This window comes from Psychroserpens sp. BH13MA-6, assembly GCF_052983595.1.
The window spans coordinates 247,613-264,568 of record NZ_JBRJGE010000001.1 but is presented as its reverse complement, the minus strand read 5'-3'; the positions used below and the strand labels follow the sequence as shown (position 1 = coordinate 264,568).

The following is a 16,956-nucleotide window of genomic DNA, read 5'->3' as shown; positions in this document are numbered from 1 at the left end:
GATGAAACGACTTTTTAATGTATTAAAAGAAATCTATGTTTGGTATTTTCCTAAAAAAGAAGCCAAGGTCTTCTGTATAGGGATGCATAAAACAGGAACCACGTCTCTGGCGAAAGCCATGTCTATTTTAGGTTATAGAGTGGTAGATTATCCTTCGGTGCGTTTAATTGGGTCACGATTCATGTGGTTTAGAGGAACACAACTGGATGATTACAATTGTTTTACCGATGCGACAGTCATACCATTATATAAGCGTTTAGATAAAAAATTTCCCAAGGCTAAATTTATTCTCACAACGAGAGATTTGGATTCATGGTTAGAGAGTTGTTCTAAATGGCCTAATTTCAACAGAGACAATGTTGTTGGTAAGCGAAAAATATATAGAGAACGCGTCCTTGGAGCTAAAACGTATCAAAGAGAAATTTTCCAAAAGACCTATGAGGCACATCATAAGGACGTTTACGAATATTTTAAAAACAGACCTGACGATTTATTAGTTTTAGATATTTCTAGTGAGAATAAATGGCAACATATTTGTGATTTTCTAAAGGTCTCACAACCAAACATGTCGTATCCACATTCCAATGATGGCGCTGCAAAAATCAAGATAAAAACCATTATTCATGAGCTGAATTTACCTTCGGAAAAAGTATCGGAAGTGCATCAACACTTTATTGATAAGACCGAAGTCACTAAGGACGATGTGATTAACTATTTAAAAGTTTCCGAAGAATGAAGATTGCAGTTTTAGCTCAGTTTTTTTTGGGTGATGAAACGGCACCCGTTAATGGGTCGTTGGTGCAATTATATAACTTGTCCAAGGCGCTGTCGATGAAGGATGTTGAGGTACATTATATCTGTACAACCAAAGGTGAAAAAAACACCGAAATAGAAATTATAGAGGGTATTCATGTCCATTGGATTATAATGAAAGAAGGCATTTTTGAATGGAAACGCTTAATGCCTTTATATCAAAATCAATTGAAAAACATCCAGCCCGATGCCTTATATGTGAGAGGACGAAATGTCTTGCAATACGTGGCAGGAACCTATGCTCGTAAACATGATAAAATATTCGTTTGGGGAACGAATGGTGACGATAGCGCAGAATCATGGAAAAATGTGAAACGCTTAAAGCAAGCTCCCAAATCCTTACTTAAAAAAGCCTTATTATATCCATTGAAAGCCTGGGAAGATCACTATATTAATCGAGGTATGAGACTACCAGATTACATAGTGAATCAAAATACAATTCAAAAAGAACAGACTTCTAAATTATTGAAACGTGAAGGCCTTGTTTTAAATAGTTATTATTTGGCGCCATCGGAAACTGATGAGGTGGTCAAAAATCAGGTGTTATGGATGGCGAGGTGGTCCAAAGAAAAACAACCAGAATTATTTCTTGAAATGGTTTCTAAATCTGAACATTCAGATATTGAGTTTGTGATGGCTGGAGGTTACAGCGATCATGATAATGCTTTAATTGATAGAGCTAATAATTTAGGCATAAAAGTACCTGGAAAAATCGATTATGGAAACGTGAATCGTTATTTTGCCAAATCTTTATTATTTGTAAATACAAGTTATAGAGAAGGGGTCTCAAATACGTTCATTGAGGCCATGTTGCAGGGAGTTCCAGTACTCTCCTTAAACTCAAATCCTAATAATTGGCTAACGGAATACAATATCGGGTTTTGTGCTAATGGCGATTTAAAACGATTAATGGCTCAAATGAATAGACTTTTAAAGAATAAGGAAGAATTAAAACAAATGGCTGATGATGCCAAATCTTTTGCCAAACATCAGTTCTCAAATGATACCATCATAGACGATTATTTAAAATTATTTAATGGCGATGCGGAAAGGAAGTAGTATTGTTTTTGCCATGCCATGGCATATTACAGAAAGAGGAGGAGGTGCTGAAGTGCAAGCGAATTATCTCTCTCAAGAATTGGCAAAACGCGGATTCAAGGTCTCCTACATTTGTCAGACCATCGAGCCTAACAAGGTAGATACCGTCGAAACTATTGGTCAAGTTTCTGTGTATTGGTTGAGACCTTCTGGTCGCTTTCCTTGGCGAGATCAAAATAAATATCTAGCTCCTTTGAGAGAGATTCAGCCTGATTATATATTACAACGATTATCGTCAAATGTTAGCTATGTGTTAGGCAATTTTGCTAAAAAGAACATGTGTCAGTTCATCTGGGTGTGCACAGATAATATGTCGCCATTTAAGGATTTTCATCAGGCAAAATTCAAGAAGTATTTCTCTGTAAAAAAGTTAGGGTTTTTAAAATACAATGTATTCTTGATGAATGCCAAAATCATGGATTGGTATCGAAATAAGGGTATGAGCCATGTCGATTTAGCCTTACATCAAAATAAAACACAAGAAGCCTTATTGAAAAAAGAATTTGGATTAGACTCCCAAAAGCTCATTTCTGGACATCCTGAGCCACAACGTACTTTGGAAGCCAACGAACGATTTCAAAAAAAGACCATATTGTGGTGTGCTAATTTTGGAAGACATAAGCGACCAACTATGTTTGTAGAGTTAGCCAAGCGTCTAGAGCACACAGATTATAACTTTATAATGGTAGGAGGACATAGTGATAAAGCCTATGTGGCTTCCATTCTGAAAGACGCACCCAATGATCTAAAAACCACTGGGCATTTATCATTCGATGATGCTTTAAACTATTTTTCTGAAGCAAGTATCTTTGTCAATACATCCGCTCCTGGTGGTGATGGCTTTCCAAATACTTATATCCAAAGTTGGTTGCGAGGCGTTCCTGTTATCAGTTTTGGATTTGATCCTGATGATGTGATTGCTCAAAACAACTTAGGAACAGTTGTAGATAATGTAGATGAAGCCACGATAGCGATTGAGCGATGGCTGTCTAGTGCACCTGATTATGTCACAAAATCAAATGCCATTGTTGATTTTGCTAAGTCACATTATACCATTGAAAAATTAACAGATAGTTTTCTAGAATTAACAGCGACGATAGATGCCAAAAATTTGTAAAGTACTTCATGTGGTGAACTTATCATCATTTGGAGGGATTCAGAAATTGATTTTGGATCTCTCTGAAGAGTTGAATACCCTCGGAAATATTCAATGTCAGATGTTAGCGACTCATGAAGTTGATGTCGATAAAGAGACACTACCCACTAATGTGAATATCATTAAGGTACATCATTTACCTTTTTTTAAGCGTATAAGTGTCATCTTCAAAATAATGAAAACTACAGACATTATTCACTTTCACGGGCCATATACGTTGTATCAAGCCATAGGTTTGTTCTCTAGAAAAAAGGTGGTGTATACAGAGCATAGTACTTTGCAAGTTGCCAACATAAAAAACTCCATAAAACATCTCATTCAAAAGCGAATCTTCGGGAAGTTTTATTTGGAATTTATTAATATGGTCATTTTTATTTCGGAATGGATAAAAAGCGATCTTAATCTCAATAACAAAAATCAATTGGTAATTTACAATGGTTTGTCTTATAAAGAGCCAAAGGTGGAAGTGCATCAAGATTTTATTTTGACGATTGCTGCAAGACTCGTGCAAAAGAAACGCGTGCGTTTAGCAGTAGAGCTCATGCACCTTTTAAAAAATGATCCGTCCATTAAATTGCAGGTCATTGGTGATGGTAAAGAACTTTCAAATTTGAAGTCAATGGCAGGAGATTTATTAGATAAAACGGTTTTCTTCTTAGGTTACAAGGAAAATGCCTATGATATCATCGCTTCTTCCGATTTGTATCTCATGACGACAGATATGGAAGGTTTTGGGTTAGTCATTCTTGAGGCCATGATGAGCGAGACCCTAGTTTTAGCCTTGGCTGATTCTGGTGGTCCAACTGAAATTTTACAACAAGACTTTCCGTCACTTGTAGTGGACGATGTTGAAGCTATGGCGAATGCCGTGCTCTATTGGAAGAATCATCCGTTAGAGAAAGTCAACGTAGAAAAAGACTTGAAACAATTGTATTTTGAAAAATATACAATAGAAATAATGACAAAAAAATATGCGGAAGTATATTTGAATTTAGCTAATAGTGGAAAACACAACTGATTTTATGAAAGGTATTCCAAGTTTTATAGGGTGTGTTCGTCGTAATTCGAGTCCTAAACAATCACATTTAAAAGGGTTGAACACCATTTTTGATCATGGTGACTTTACGCTATTTACCACCCATTCGAATGATTCAGAACTGAGAACATTTCATCATTCTGATCAAACTTTTTTATGGACTGGTGGATTAGACTTAGGAAGTGATTTTAATTTGACTACTTTCGATCATCACAAGGCAGATCATAAATTCGTATATGTCTCATACACTAATAATACCCTTGAATTACATACTGATCATTATTCTAAAATCCCTTTAGTTTACGCCCTACAAGATAACAACCTTTATTTTTCCAGTTCCTTGGAATTGTTGTTGAAATATATAGGCGGCGAAAAAAAACGCATTAACAAAAACGGTCTGTTATTCTATTATAATTTTGGATTTACGGCATTTGAGCATATGTTGTTGGAAGATGTAAAATCTTTGGCAGGCGGACAAACTTTAAAGTATGCTAATGAAGACTTGCAAATTGAGAGTTATTACACGGTTTACAACAATCAAGCCTATTGTTCTAAGAGTTTAGAGGATCACATGACCCTAATTGATCAATCTCTTTTAGCATCTACCCAATCTACTTTAGAACCTTATGAACACATCGGTATCGCCTTAAGTGGAGGTGTAGATTCAGGATATTTGGCTCAAAAAATTAGTGAGTGCGGCAAGTCGTTTAATGCGTATACCTTAGGGTTTAAAGATGATTATAACGAATTTGAACGTGTTGATTATTTATCTAAACGGTTGAATTTTACGACTAAGAAAATTATTTTAAGTCCGGAAGATATTGTGACTAATTATCTCGAGGCTAGTAAACATGCTAGTTTTCCTGTAGGATTTAATAATTCGATTTTGAATTTTATTTATAAGCAAGCACATAGCGATGGTGTGTCCATCATGTTCGATGGTGATGGTGCTGATCGTCTTTTTTTGGGCATGAATAAATATGTGCAACTGAAAAAAATATTGAAATTCTATGCTATGCATAAAGCATGTCATACCCATCACCTTATGGCAAAACTGTTGAAGATCATAAAGCATCCAACAGCTCAAAAACTGCGCTTTTACTTTGAAAAATTCAATAAAAATTTTCAGTTTTATGGAGAACGTAAATTGCCTAATACATTGGTGTATGATGAGGACTTCGAAAACTTGTTACATGATATTGCATTACCAAAGGAATTAAAATTGATAAATCATCCGATTGATAAATGGTTGTTTTTCTCTTTTTTCAGTGTGTATTATACACCTACATTTTTCTTTCATACGCCTTATGAGTTACAATTAAAACAAGGCATAGTTTCAAACCCACAATTTTGGTCAGATGATTTGGTGAATTTAGCCTTGAGTATTCCTGTAGATCAAAAGCTTCGTGGAAATACAACCAAACTAGTGTTACGTGAGGCTGCACAACAGAAAATTGATGATGGCTACTGGAATTTGTCCAAAATTGGTCTTCAGAATTCTTACAGTTATTTAAAGCAATCCGATCTTGGCAAGAGTTTTATCGCGGAACAAGTGCAAGAAATAAAAAAGGGAGAGGCATATCATGAATTAAAGGAAGCCATGCCAGACAAGACTATTGATGCAGAACGCCTAATACCATTTCATATTTGGAATGAAAATATGTCGCAAATATGAGTCGTCAATCTTCACATAATAAGACATTGAAGGTGTTGTGGCTGGCACCAAATTTCAACCATTATAAAGCCAGATTTTTAAATCATTTGGCAGAAGACGAAACCGTGAATTTAACCATATTATCAGGAACAGGACGCGATAATATGGGTGATCAAGAGATTGAAGAAAATTGGAGTTTTAAACATGTGAAATTGGACGTGAGTAAAAGGGATTTTGGGAAATCTCAACAAGTGAAACAGCATCTTAAGCGTATGTTTGCTGATTTTGATTGGATCTTATTACCTGCCGAGAAGAAGAATCTACCTTTGTTTTTATATGTTTTGAAATTAAGACGTCAGCATAGAAAGGTGCAACTTTTTTCCTACAATCACGCCAAATTAAAATCTAAGCAGAGTCTACTCAGTTTTTTAGATCGTTGGTTAAGTAAGTTTTTTAATAAACATTTGGACCGCGTTATTTTTTATAACGAAAATGCTTGTCAACAAGCGGTTCGGCAAAATTTGATTTCATTTGAAAAGGCGTTCTGGGCCAACAATACGGTAGATGACACAGAAATTGCAAAACACTATCAATTTGAATTGCCACCTGAAAAACCTTTGACATTACTTTTTATAGGAAGGCTGATAGCCTCAAAGCGAATTTCAGAAGCCATCGTTTATTTTGAAGCATTACAAGAACACTTCCCTCAGTTACGATTAGAAATTATTGGTGACGGACCGGAACGTGCTATTGTAGAGACTGCTATGGCGACAAATGCCCATATTAATTGGCACGGAACTTTGGTGGATGAAGCTGACATTGCTCCCATAATGAAAAAAGCGACCTTAGTATTTGTTCCTGGATTGTCTGGTCTTTCTATTAATCATGCGTTTGCTTACGGTAGACCGTATATCACATTGACAGCGGATAAGCATGGGCCAGAATTGAGTTATTTGGATCATGGTAGCAATGGTTATGTACTCGATGATCATTTGGATGAAGATGTTGCTAAGCTTAAGAGCATATTACAAGATAGAGACCAAATTGTTACCTTATGTAACAATGCTTATGATAAAGGTAAAATGCTGTCTGTTGAGCAGTGGGTAAAACAACTAAAGTCGAGTTTATTATATGAAGGATAAAAAACAGCGCATATTATTTATTGGACCAACACCTCCGCCTTATTCAGGTCCAGAGTTGAGTATGCAACAGTTTCTAGAATCTAAAGCTTTAAATGACGCTTTTGAAATCCATTTCTTAAGAACCAATTTTAGAACGGACAATACAAAGAAGGGGAAGTTGGATTTTTCCATGCTCACCAATTTTTTCATTTACTTTTCAAAATTATTCAAGTTACTTGTATTTAAAAAGCCTGATTGCGTTTATTATCCCATTACGCCCACGCAAATAGGTTGGATAGGAAGAGATGTTTGGACCATTTTAATAAGCAAGTTATTTGGTGCTAAAGTGATTATTCATTTAAGAGGCAGTCATTTTAAACTCAATTTTCAACAATTTAATAGTGTTATCAAAAAATTAGTGGGCTATAGCTTGTCGAAAGTGGACTGTGGCATTGTTCAAGCCAATTATCTTAATGATCAATTTGAACCCTACTTACCGAAAGAAAAGATGGCTGTACTTTATCAAGCTATGGATGTAGAAGAGTACACGTCTGAGTTTGATGATGAGGTAGACAATGGAAAAATTTTAATAATGGGCCACATGACGAAAGCCAAGGGATATACTGATATTTTAAAAATTATTCCTCAAATTTGTCAAGAATTTCCAGAAGCGAGATTTTATTTTGCAGGAAATATAAGAAAGGGTGAACGCGGCGTTTTTTATAACCAATTTACAGGTGATAAAATTGCATATGAAGATCCTTTTGAAGCGGAAGCACAAATTTTGAATTCTAAATATAAAGACCATTATGTCAACTTAGGAATCATTAGTGGTGCCGATAAAATGACACATTTAAGAACGACAGATATCTTTTTGACGGCTTCCTATTCTGAAGGATTTTCAAGATCACTTTTGGAGGCGATGTCGATGGGTAAACCAGCGGTATATACTCCAGTTGGCGCGCATCGGGAAGTTTTTGAAAATGGTGTTAATGGCTATGCTTGCATTCCAGGGAATTTAGAGCAACTTGAAGATGCATTGAAACGACTTTTAGCAAATAAAGAAAAACGCCGAAGTATTGGAGCCTTTAATAGAGACTATGTCGTTTCGAATTTTTCAATTGAAAAAATCGCGAACGATTTTAAGCAAATCATTTTAAATACCGTAGCAAAATGAAAATCATCATCCGAAAAATCATCCATTATTTAGGTAATGTATTACGATTTATGCACATGTCATTTCTACGTGCTTCTGGAGCATCTATCGGTAAGAACACAATGATAAGCCTAGGAGCTAAAATTGATGTGCGTCGTGGTAAGGTTACAATTGGTGACCATTGCTTAATAACGCACGGATGCTATATATTGTCTCATGATGGTGCGGCACATATTATAAATCCAGACGATAATGGTACGGGATACGTGACCATTGGAGATCATGTGTTCATTGGCGTAAATACGGTGGTTATGCGTAATGTGACTATTGGAAGCCACGCAATTATAGGTGCAGGATCAGTGGTTAATAAGGATATTCCTGAAGGTGTTGTTGCCGCAGGTAACCCGATAAAAATTTTAAAAACCTTGGAAAAACCTTACAGGCCACTACCAAAAAAGCATACGGACGTTACATGATATTAGTGCCATTGCTTATATTATTCACGATGGTCGTGGCGAAGCTTCAAAAAGGAGTATATGCTTCTTTTTTGTTTTTAGTAGCGACAAAATCCATAATGGATGCCTTTTGGGAATTCAAGTTTGGACCATTATCTATGTTGTCTATTCAAGGTGTTTTGATACCCGTATTGTTTTACAAAATTATTTTAACCAGAAAAGTCATTCCCAAATCTTGGTTGAGCACAGCAAAAATATATATTGTAGCCTTATCCTTAGGCCTTATTTGGTCCATTGCCGTCAATCCGATGGGAACTTTAGAAAACTTCATTTTGAGTGTGAATATTTATATTGGATTTATGCTTATTCCACTGTTAGTTCATGATCAGAAACGATTGAAACAATTTCTGATTGCGATTATGATCTGTGGTATATTCCCTATCTTGGTTAGTATGTATCAACTTCAAACAGGAGTTGTATTTCAAGACAGAGAGACCGTTGGTCTAACGCGTTATGTTGGCTTTTATCACGACGCATTCCCTGTAAGATTTTATGGCTTAATGACTTTATTTTCTGTATTATTATACCAATCCACATTTAAGATTGAAGGCCTGTTTATAAAACTATTTCTCATACTACTTACAGCCGGAGCATTTGTTTCGATTTATGCAGTTTTCAGCAAAGCTGCTGTGGGTATTATGGGACTTTGGATGGTTTTGTTACTGGTGTTCTCGAAATCTAAGATCAAACAAGCCTTTTCCATTATTATTGGCGTTGCCGTGATATTTTTGGTTTTTGGAGATGCCGTCTATGATAATTTGGAACAGTTGTTTAGTAAGGAAGTTGGCTATCAATCAGGTGAGGTTAAAGATGCGCGATATACACTCGCGGGAAGAGGCTACATTTGGGAGAATTATTGGCGGTTTTGGACAGATCAACAAAGTTTAATATTTCAATGGATAGGAGATGGGATCACGAGACCCGTTCATAATGAGTACTTGAGAGTGCTTATGGCAAATGGTATCATTGGTGTGCTTTTTTTGGTTGTTTTTATTTTTAGAAATATAGCGAATACCTTCAAAATGCATAAAAAGCTCAAGGTATTTGGTATGATGCTGATAGGAATGTACATTGTTGATAGCATAGGTTTAGTTCCAGGGGTCTATTATTATTATAATATTTTAGTTTGGGGTATCTTTGGCGCTCTGTTATTAAAACCTCAATTATTCATTAAAAAAACAGTATAAATAAATGCAACAACTAACTCAAAAGCTAGGCTCTGGCGATATGATCATTCAAGAGGTTCCTTATCCTCAATTAGGTAAGGGCATGGTAATCGTTAAAAACCATTATTCGATTATCAGTGCAGGAACTGAAGGATCTACTGTCGTTGCGGCACGAAAAAGCTTGATTGGTAAAGCTAAAGAACGACCACAACAGGTGAAGCAAGTGATAGATACCTTGAAAAAACAAGGTCCTATTCAGACGTATCGCGCTGTCATGAAAAAATTAGACGCTTATTCTCCATTAGGCTACAGTTGTGCTGGTGAAGTTATTGAAGTGGGTGAAGATGTTACAGCCTTCGAAATTGGCGATAAGGTCGCTTGTGCAGGTGCAGGTTATGCGAATCACGCCGAAATTGTTTCTGTACCTGTCAATCTGTGTGTCAAATTGGAAGCAACTGCTAATCTCAAAGATGCGGCCTATAATACATTAGGCGCTATTTCTATGCAAGGTGTGCGTCAGGCAGATTTAAGACTGGGTGAATCTTGTGTGATTATTGGCTTGGGGCTTCTCGGACAATTAGCAGCTTTAATACTGAAAGCTTCTGGAGTTAGGGTTATTGGAGTAGATGTTTCTGATGCCGCAGTAAAGCAATCTTTAGAAAATAATGTCGTCGATTTAGGTCTTACGAGAAGTGCCTCAGGCATTGAAACACAGATACAAGAATTTACAAATGGCCATGGTGCGGACGCGGTCATCATTGCAGCAGCAACGTCAAGTTTGGATCCTATAAATTTTGCTGGTGCCATTGCTCGTAAAAAAGGAAAGGTGGTTGTTTTAGGTGCTGTGCCAACTGGTTTTGATCGTGACCCTTATTGGTATCGAAAAGAGCTGGAACTGAAAATGGCATGCTCTTACGGACCAGGACGCTATGATTTAAATTACGAGGAGAAAGGTATTGATTATCCGTTACCGTATGTGCGTTGGACAGAAAAGCGTAACATGGAAGCCTTTCAAAAGTTGCTTGCAACGAATCAAATTAACATAGATTACCTCACAACACATGAGTTTGATTTCGAAAACGCTAAAGCCGCTTTTGATTTAGTGGTTTCTAAGACAGAACCATTTACGGGAATTGCTCTCAAATATGATAGTGCCAAACCAGCTGAAAAAACAAAGATTAGCACATCTGATACAGAGAAACTCGGAGAAATCAATATATCTTTTATAGGCGCTGGTAGCTATGCTCAAGGGAACTTATTGCCTAATATTCCAGAATCTGACAAGGTGGGTCGAATTGGAGTTCTTACAAACACAGGAACCACATCCAAACGTGTCGCTGAAAAATTTAAATTTCAATTCTGTGCCACTGAAGAGGCCGATATATTAAATGATAAAACAAATACCGTCTTTGTGGCGACCAGACATGATTCCCATGGTCCATACGTATTAAAAAGTTTAGAAGCCAATAAGCATGTTTTTGTTGAGAAACCTTTATGTTTAAAAGCATCGGAATTGACCAGCATTATTGAAGCTCAAACAAAAGCTAATAAAGCTGTGATGGTTGGTTTTAATAGGCGTTTCTCACCCTTGTCTGTCAAACTAAAATCGGCTTTTGGGAACCATCCTATGACGATGATTTACCGTATAAATGCTGGTGCGATACCGTCAGATAATTGGATTCAGGATTTAGAAATTGGAGGAGGTCGTGTTTTGGGTGAAGTCTGTCACTTCATAGATTATTTAACCTTTCTTAATGGCAGTTTGCCCATCAAAATATCAGCAACGGCTCTGCCAGATGCTAAGCAATTAAATGATACGCTCAATATTTTAATTCAATTTGAAAATGGTTCTTCAGGAGTTATTGGTTATTATGCCAATGGGTCTAAATCGATGACAAAAGAGTATGTTGAGGTGTTTTCTGCAGGTTTATCAGCAACTCTTAATGATTTCAAAGAATTGAGAATCTATGGCAAAGGGAAACCGAAAAAGAAGAAATTATTTAATCAGAATAAAGGACAAAAAGAAATGGTTACGGCTTTTGTAGATGGATTGCTTAAAGATGGAAATCCGCCAATAGCATTTGAAGAAATTGTTGCTGTCACTAAAGCGTCTTTTAAAGTATTGGAATCAATAAAAAGTGGAGGAGCACAAGTTGACATATAAAGTAACATCCAGTTTTCTCAAGCTTAAAACTTACTGTGAGGATGAAAAGTTGAAGGGATGGGATCCTTATGACGGACTCAATTCTAAAGTTTTTCAAGCCTTACCTTTAAAGCATTGGGACTTGGCTAGACTTGCCTGGATTCAAGGATTTAAAAGAAGTCCGATTAATTTCAGAACACTACTTTTAGTTCCAAAGGAGCATAATGCTAAAGGTGTGGCCCTTTTTTTATTAGGCTATTGTAGATTGTATCGACTGGCAGAACATGGCATCGAAGTCTTCGGGACGAAGGCTGAGCTTTTGGAACAAATCAAAGAGGTGTCTGAATTGTTACTCAACCTTAGAAGTAAAGGCTATTCTGGATCAGCTTGGGGCTATAACTTTGATTGGCAAGCTAGACGCTTATTTTTATTTCCAAAACACACTCCAACTGTTGTAGCGACATGTTTTTGTGTTGAAGCATTGTTGGAAGCTTATGAAATTACAAAGGATGAAGCGCTATTAAATGAAACTTTGACAGCTGCTAATTTTGTGACGAATGACTTATCTCGAACGCCTCATGGTGACGGTCTCATCTTCTCTTACAGTGTCAAGGATGGGAACAACACGGTCATTAATGCCTCGTTATTGGGTGCAAAAATATTGAGCTATTCTTATAAGTACACAAAAAATAAAGCACATGCCGATTTGGCAAAAAAAGCTGTGGTGGCTGCATGCGACTTACAAGAAGCCGATGGATCGTGGATTTATGGATTGCTTCCAGTACAGTCTTGGAAAGATAGTTTTCATACAGGATTTAATTTGGATGCCATAGCAACATACCAGTTATGCACTAATGATAAAAGTTTCCAATCATGCATTGATAAAGGTGTGGCCTATTATATCAAGCATTTCTTTGAGCCTAATGGGATGCCGAAATATTACAATCACAAAACCTATCCGATAGATATTCACTGTCCGGCACAAGTGATTGTCACGCTTTCTAAACTCGAAATGTTTGATGAAAATAAAGAATTGATAGATCAGGTTTTGGATTGGACTATAACCAATATGCAGCATAAGAAAGGCTATTTTTATTATCAATTGAAAAAAGGAATAAGTTCTAAGATTTCATATATGAGATGGAGCAATGCTTTTATGTTTAATGCCATGGCACATTACTTATGGCGCACAAAACTTGTAGATCATGGAGTCTAAATCCTTAAATGGCATCATAACATCTGCACCGAAATCTCGCGAAGAATTAATGTCATATGCCTTTGAACATCATAAAATTATGGTGGCTGTTAATGCTGAAAAAATTCTGCACGCCACAGAAGAAAGTCGTGAATTGATTAACCGAAACCTAGGCTACCCAGATGGCATTGGAGCCGTTTGGGCCTTGAAGAAAAAAGGCGTTAAAAACGTGGTGAAAATACCAGGTTGTGAATTGTGGTTAGATGTAGTCAAAAGCTATTACAAGACAAAGTCCTTTTATTTGATAGGTGGCAAACAAGCGATTATTGAAGCCACAGTAGCGCAGCTTCATAAAGACTATCCTGGAATACATATTTGTAATTTTAGGAATGGTTATATTCGTTCAGAAAAGGAGGAACAAGAATTGATTGCTGATATCAAATTACATGGTCCCGACGTCGTGTTTGTAGCTATGGGCTCTCCAAAGCAGGAACAGTTAATGGAACGTATCCAACAAACACATCAGGCGGTTTATCAAGGATTGGGCGGTAGTTTTGATGTCTATACAGGTCATGTCAAACGTGCCCCAAAATGGTGGGTTGATCATAATCTCGAATGGACATATCGCTTATTGAGTCAGCCTTCGAGAATCAAACGTCAAATTCATTTAGTGCGTTTTTTTGTTAATTTGCACCTCAATCGTTATTAAACGTATTACTAATAAAATTCAATATGTATAAAGTTACCATTATCGCTGGAGCGCGACCTAATTTCATGAAGATTGCACCCATTATTCATGCGATACAAACGACTCAGGAAACTATAGATTATAGATTAGTTCATACAGGACAGCATTATGATAAAAACATGTCTGGTAGTTTTTTTGAGCAATTAGAAATTCCTGAACCGCATGTAAATTTGGAGTGTAGTGGAGGGTCACAAGCCGAGCAAACCGCTAATATCATGGTTGCATTCGAAAAGGAGCTTTTAGCAAATCCTGCTGATTTAGTGTTGGTTGTTGGTGATGTGACTTCAACGATGGCTTGTGCATTGGTCGCTCAAAAACTGCATACAAAAGTTGCTCATGTCGAAGGCGGAATTCGTTCTGATGATTGGAGCATGCCAGAAGAAATTAACAGATTGGTGACAGACAGTATTACGAATTATTTTTTCACGACTTCGGAAACAGCGAACTCCAATTTAAGAAAAAGCGGTGTGGCGGATGATCAGATATTTTTTGTCGGAAATACCATGATAGACACCTTATTAAAGCAGCGACCTAACTTTAAGCAACCTGCTGTATGGAGCGAACTCTACTTAAAAGCGAAAAACTATATAGTGATGACGCTTCATAGACCAGCCAATGTGGATGAAGAATCACAGCTTAAAGCTATGATTGATGAAATTATTGCGCATTCAGAGAATTTGCCTCTCATTTTCCCAGTACATCCAAGAACTGCTAAGATCTTACAAAAACTAAACGTTAAGCATCCGCGATTACACATGATTGAGCCTTTGAGTTATTTAGAGTTTAATTATTTGGTAGAAAAGGCGAAGGCTGTGATTACGGATTCCGGTGGCATCACAGAAGAAGCTTCAGTACTTAGAGTACCATGCTTAACTCTAAGAGATAATACAGAACGACCAGAAACTATTACCCTTGGCACAAATGAATTGGTGGGAACCAAACCCGAACAATTAAAACCCTATTTAGATCGTCTTTTTAACAACAAATGGAAAGAAGGTCAAGACATTCCGTTGTGGGATGGACAAACTTCAAAACGAATCATTGAGAATTTGAAAGCCCATGTTATCAAATAGTTACGAAATTGATAATTGTTAAATGAGTTAAGCATATACCGAATGAAGTTAAAGGTATTACTGTATTAATTCGTATCTTGCAAGCCGTAATCTGAACAATAATTTGGTTACTTTTTTTTTATGATTCAAACTTTGATAGATAACTTTAATCCAGAGAATAGACCATTTGTGTGGTTGGTTTCTGCATTTGTGTTGGCCTTTGTTATTGCATACCAAACGTTTCCTACAATATTGTACGTTGCGAATAAAAAACACTTGATGGATGAGCCTGATAGTCGTAGTATGCATTCTAGAAGAACACCAACGTTAGGAGGAATAGGCATATTTTTCAGTATCGTTGTAGTTATGACTTTAGTGGGTGCTATGCTTAACACAAAGGTCTTGCTATTGGTGATGGGTGCCTTAACTATCTTGTTTTTTCTTGGTCTAAAGGATGACTTAACCGTATTGTCTGCACGTAAAAAGTTTCTGGGACAACTTTTTGCGGCTCTATTGTTAATTGTTTTTACAGATACACGAATTATTGGATTTTCTAAAATATTAGATGTCGACGTATTGCCGTATTGGATATCTATCTTTTTTACACTTTTCGTATATATATTAATCATCAATGCGTATAATTTAATTGATGGTGTTGACGGGCTAGCAGGTAGTGTAGCTTTGTTGATTAGCGCCGTTTTTACGGTACTATTCTATAATTCAGGAGCCTTGAGTTTAGCAACGATATCCGTGGCGTTGATTGGTGCCTTGGTAGCATTTTTAAGACATAACTTTTCTAGGGAACATAAAATATTTATGGGTGATACAGGATCTATGATTGTTGGATTCCTATTAGCATTTTTTACGATAAGTTTTATCTGTCAGTCTCAAATAAATGTCAATTCTGAATATTTCAGAGCCTCACCAGCTTTAGCTATCGCCATGTTATTTTACCCACTCATGGATACTCTTAGGATTTTTATTATTAGAATCATGGTATTGAAAAAAAGTCCATTTGAGGCCGATCAAAACCACATTCATCACAGATTTATAAAATCAGGATTTTCACATGTGCAAACAACTTTACTCGTGGTGGCGATTAATTTGCTGATCATATTTATTGCCTTTAACATGCTACACCTTAACTTAAACACACAAATTGGTTTGTTGTTTATTTACGGTTCACTTCTGTATTATCTTCCATTCTTTTTAAAACGAAGTTTCGCTGGACAAAAAAAAAAGTTGAAGCCTAGTATGTCTAAACCAAATCAAGTCTAAGCCCACTTTGAGTTTGCATTAAATAGATTATCTTTACAGCTTGATTCAAGAAAATAAATTTATGAAAATTAAGGGTCTCCTACTTATCGCATCTTTAGTGATGATGTCATGTGCTTCAAAAAAAGAAATTCTCTATTTACAGGATGCTGATCAGAATGATTCATCAACTATAAGTTATCAAAATGCGACCATTCAACCCAATGATATTCTTAAAATTTCAGTTGAAAGTTTAGTGCCTGAGGCTGCAATTCCTTATAACAGAGGATTAGGAAGTGGTTCACAATCGTTGACTGTTGAATTATTGAAACTTCAAGGTTACCTCGTGAAAAATAATGGCACCATCAATTTTCCTATTTTGGGACAAATTCCCGTTGCTAATTTGACAACATTTGAAATTGAAGAGAAAATAAAATCGATTTTGGTAGAAGGGGGTCACTTAAATAATCCTACGGTGGATGTGCGTCTTGTAAATGCCAAAGTAACTATTTTAGGAGAAGTGAAGTCTCCAGGAACTTATACATTCACTGAACAAAACATTACCATTTTACAAGGATTAGGATACGCTGGAGATTTGACTATTAATGGAAAACGAGAAGATATTATTATAACAAGAGATGTAGATGGTGTTCGTAAAATATCACATATCGATTTAACTTCTACCGATTTTATGAATAGTGAATTCTATTATATTAAACCTAATGATGTTATTATAGTTAACCCAAACAATCCAAAAGTGAAATCCGCTGGATTTGTTGGAAATGTCAGTATCGTACTAACGATTACGTCGCTAGTTTTAAGTTCAATCGTTTTACTTAGTCGCTAATC

15 protein-coding genes are annotated in these 16,956 nt (G+C 36.3%); all 15 read left to right on the top strand.

The genetic code is table 11. From position 1 onward, the window contains the following. Position 1: 1 nt before the first annotated feature. The 15 genes from ACU8DI_RS01205 (at position 2) to ACU8DI_RS01135 (ending at position 16,954) form a co-directional block, all read left to right on the top strand. The gene (locus ACU8DI_RS01205; protein WP_447110909.1) at positions 2-736 is read left to right on the top strand and encodes a sulfotransferase family protein; all 735 of its coding nucleotides are present in this window, start codon (positions 2-4) and stop codon (positions 734-736) included. Further along, complete coding sequence (locus tag ACU8DI_RS01200; RefSeq protein WP_447110908.1) at positions 733-1,872, top strand: glycosyltransferase family 4 protein; 1,140 nt, start codon at positions 733-735, stop codon at positions 1,870-1,872. The genes ACU8DI_RS01205 and ACU8DI_RS01200 overlap by 4 nt, the downstream gene beginning before the upstream one ends. Beyond that, positions 1,850-3,028 carry a glycosyltransferase family 4 protein gene (locus ACU8DI_RS01195; protein WP_447110907.1) on the top strand — a complete coding sequence of 393 codons (1,179 nt, stop codon included), beginning with the start codon at positions 1,850-1,852 and terminating at the stop codon, positions 3,026-3,028. Before ACU8DI_RS01200 ends, ACU8DI_RS01195 begins: the two co-directional genes overlap by 23 nt. Further along, the gene (locus tag ACU8DI_RS01190) at positions 3,012-4,085 is read left to right on the top strand and encodes a glycosyltransferase family 4 protein (protein ID WP_447110906.1); all 1,074 of its coding nucleotides are present in this window, start codon (positions 3,012-3,014) and stop codon (positions 4,083-4,085) included. Before ACU8DI_RS01195 ends, ACU8DI_RS01190 begins: the two co-directional genes overlap by 17 nt. After that, entirely contained in the window at positions 4,069-5,778 is a 1,710-nt protein-coding gene (locus tag ACU8DI_RS01185) for an asparagine synthase-related protein (protein ID WP_447110905.1), read from the top strand. The genes ACU8DI_RS01190 and ACU8DI_RS01185 overlap by 17 nt, the downstream gene beginning before the upstream one ends. Then, positions 5,775-6,899: a glycosyltransferase family 4 protein gene (locus tag ACU8DI_RS01180; protein WP_447110904.1), complete on the top strand. Its 1,125-nt coding sequence runs from the start codon at positions 5,775-5,777 to the stop codon at positions 6,897-6,899. The genes ACU8DI_RS01185 and ACU8DI_RS01180 overlap by 4 nt, the downstream gene beginning before the upstream one ends. Further along, positions 6,889-8,055, top strand: coding sequence for a glycosyltransferase family 4 protein (locus tag ACU8DI_RS01175; RefSeq protein ID WP_447110903.1), 1,167 nt, complete (start codon positions 6,889-6,891; stop codon positions 8,053-8,055). Before ACU8DI_RS01180 ends, ACU8DI_RS01175 begins: the two co-directional genes overlap by 11 nt. After that, positions 8,052-8,510 (top strand): acyltransferase, encoded by a 459-nt coding sequence (locus ACU8DI_RS01170; protein WP_447110902.1) that lies wholly within the window; start codon positions 8,052-8,054, stop codon positions 8,508-8,510. Before ACU8DI_RS01175 ends, ACU8DI_RS01170 begins: the two co-directional genes overlap by 4 nt. Then, positions 8,507-9,736 (top strand): O-antigen ligase family protein, encoded by a 1,230-nt coding sequence (locus tag ACU8DI_RS01165; protein ID WP_447110901.1) that lies wholly within the window; start codon positions 8,507-8,509, stop codon positions 9,734-9,736. The genes ACU8DI_RS01170 and ACU8DI_RS01165 overlap by 4 nt, the downstream gene beginning before the upstream one ends. Before the next feature lie 4 nt (positions 9,737-9,740). Further along, positions 9,741-11,879, top strand: a complete 2,139-nt coding sequence (locus ACU8DI_RS01160) for a bi-domain-containing oxidoreductase (RefSeq protein WP_447110900.1) — start codon at positions 9,741-9,743, stop codon at positions 11,877-11,879. Next, positions 11,869-13,074 (top strand): delta-aminolevulinic acid dehydratase, encoded by a 1,206-nt coding sequence (locus ACU8DI_RS01155; RefSeq protein ID WP_447110899.1) that lies wholly within the window; start codon positions 11,869-11,871, stop codon positions 13,072-13,074. The genes ACU8DI_RS01160 and ACU8DI_RS01155 overlap by 11 nt, the downstream gene beginning before the upstream one ends. After that, positions 13,064-13,762, top strand: coding sequence for a WecB/TagA/CpsF family glycosyltransferase (locus ACU8DI_RS01150; protein ID WP_447110898.1), 699 nt, complete (start codon positions 13,064-13,066; stop codon positions 13,760-13,762). Before ACU8DI_RS01155 ends, ACU8DI_RS01150 begins: the two co-directional genes overlap by 11 nt. A gap of 23 nt (positions 13,763-13,785) precedes the next feature. After that, positions 13,786-14,874, top strand: coding sequence for a non-hydrolyzing UDP-N-acetylglucosamine 2-epimerase (wecB, locus tag ACU8DI_RS01145; RefSeq protein ID WP_447110897.1), 1,089 nt, complete (start codon positions 13,786-13,788; stop codon positions 14,872-14,874). A gap of 120 nt (positions 14,875-14,994) precedes the next feature. Then, positions 14,995-16,131 (top strand): glycosyltransferase family 4 protein, encoded by a 1,137-nt coding sequence (locus ACU8DI_RS01140; protein WP_447110896.1) that lies wholly within the window; start codon positions 14,995-14,997, stop codon positions 16,129-16,131. A gap of 61 nt (positions 16,132-16,192) precedes the next feature. Further along, the gene (locus tag ACU8DI_RS01135; RefSeq protein ID WP_447110895.1) at positions 16,193-16,954 is read left to right on the top strand and encodes a polysaccharide biosynthesis/export family protein; all 762 of its coding nucleotides are present in this window, start codon (positions 16,193-16,195) and stop codon (positions 16,952-16,954) included. Positions 16,955-16,956: the final 2 nt, after the last annotated feature.

Excerpts from the sequence above, each read along its gene's own strand:
- ACU8DI_RS01205 (WP_447110909.1), top strand. The coding sequence starts at position 2 with ATGAAACGACTTTTTAATGTATTAAAAGAAATCTATGTTTGGTATTTT.
- ACU8DI_RS01200 (WP_447110908.1), top strand. The coding sequence starts at position 733 with ATGAAGATTGCAGTTTTAGCTCAGTTTTTTTTGGGTGATGAAACGGCA.
- ACU8DI_RS01195 (WP_447110907.1), top strand. The coding sequence starts at position 1,850 with ATGGCGATGCGGAAAGGAAGTAGTATTGTTTTTGCCATGCCATGGCAT.
- ACU8DI_RS01190 (WP_447110906.1), top strand. The coding sequence starts at position 3,012 with ATGCCAAAAATTTGTAAAGTACTTCATGTGGTGAACTTATCATCATTT.
- ACU8DI_RS01180 (WP_447110904.1), top strand. The coding sequence starts at position 5,775 with ATGAGTCGTCAATCTTCACATAATAAGACATTGAAGGTGTTGTGGCTG.
- ACU8DI_RS01175 (WP_447110903.1), top strand. The coding sequence starts at position 6,889 with ATGAAGGATAAAAAACAGCGCATATTATTTATTGGACCAACACCTCCG.
- ACU8DI_RS01170 (WP_447110902.1), top strand. The coding sequence starts at position 8,052 with ATGAAAATCATCATCCGAAAAATCATCCATTATTTAGGTAATGTATTA.
- ACU8DI_RS01165 (WP_447110901.1), top strand. The coding sequence starts at position 8,507 with ATGATATTAGTGCCATTGCTTATATTATTCACGATGGTCGTGGCGAAG.
- ACU8DI_RS01160 (WP_447110900.1), top strand. The coding sequence starts at position 9,741 with ATGCAACAACTAACTCAAAAGCTAGGCTCTGGCGATATGATCATTCAA.
- ACU8DI_RS01150 (WP_447110898.1), top strand. The coding sequence starts at position 13,064 with ATGGAGTCTAAATCCTTAAATGGCATCATAACATCTGCACCGAAATCT.
- wecB (WP_447110897.1), top strand. The coding sequence starts at position 13,786 with ATGTATAAAGTTACCATTATCGCTGGAGCGCGACCTAATTTCATGAAG.
- ACU8DI_RS01140 (WP_447110896.1), top strand. The coding sequence starts at position 14,995 with ATGATTCAAACTTTGATAGATAACTTTAATCCAGAGAATAGACCATTT.
- ACU8DI_RS01135 (WP_447110895.1), top strand. The coding sequence starts at position 16,193 with ATGAAAATTAAGGGTCTCCTACTTATCGCATCTTTAGTGATGATGTCA.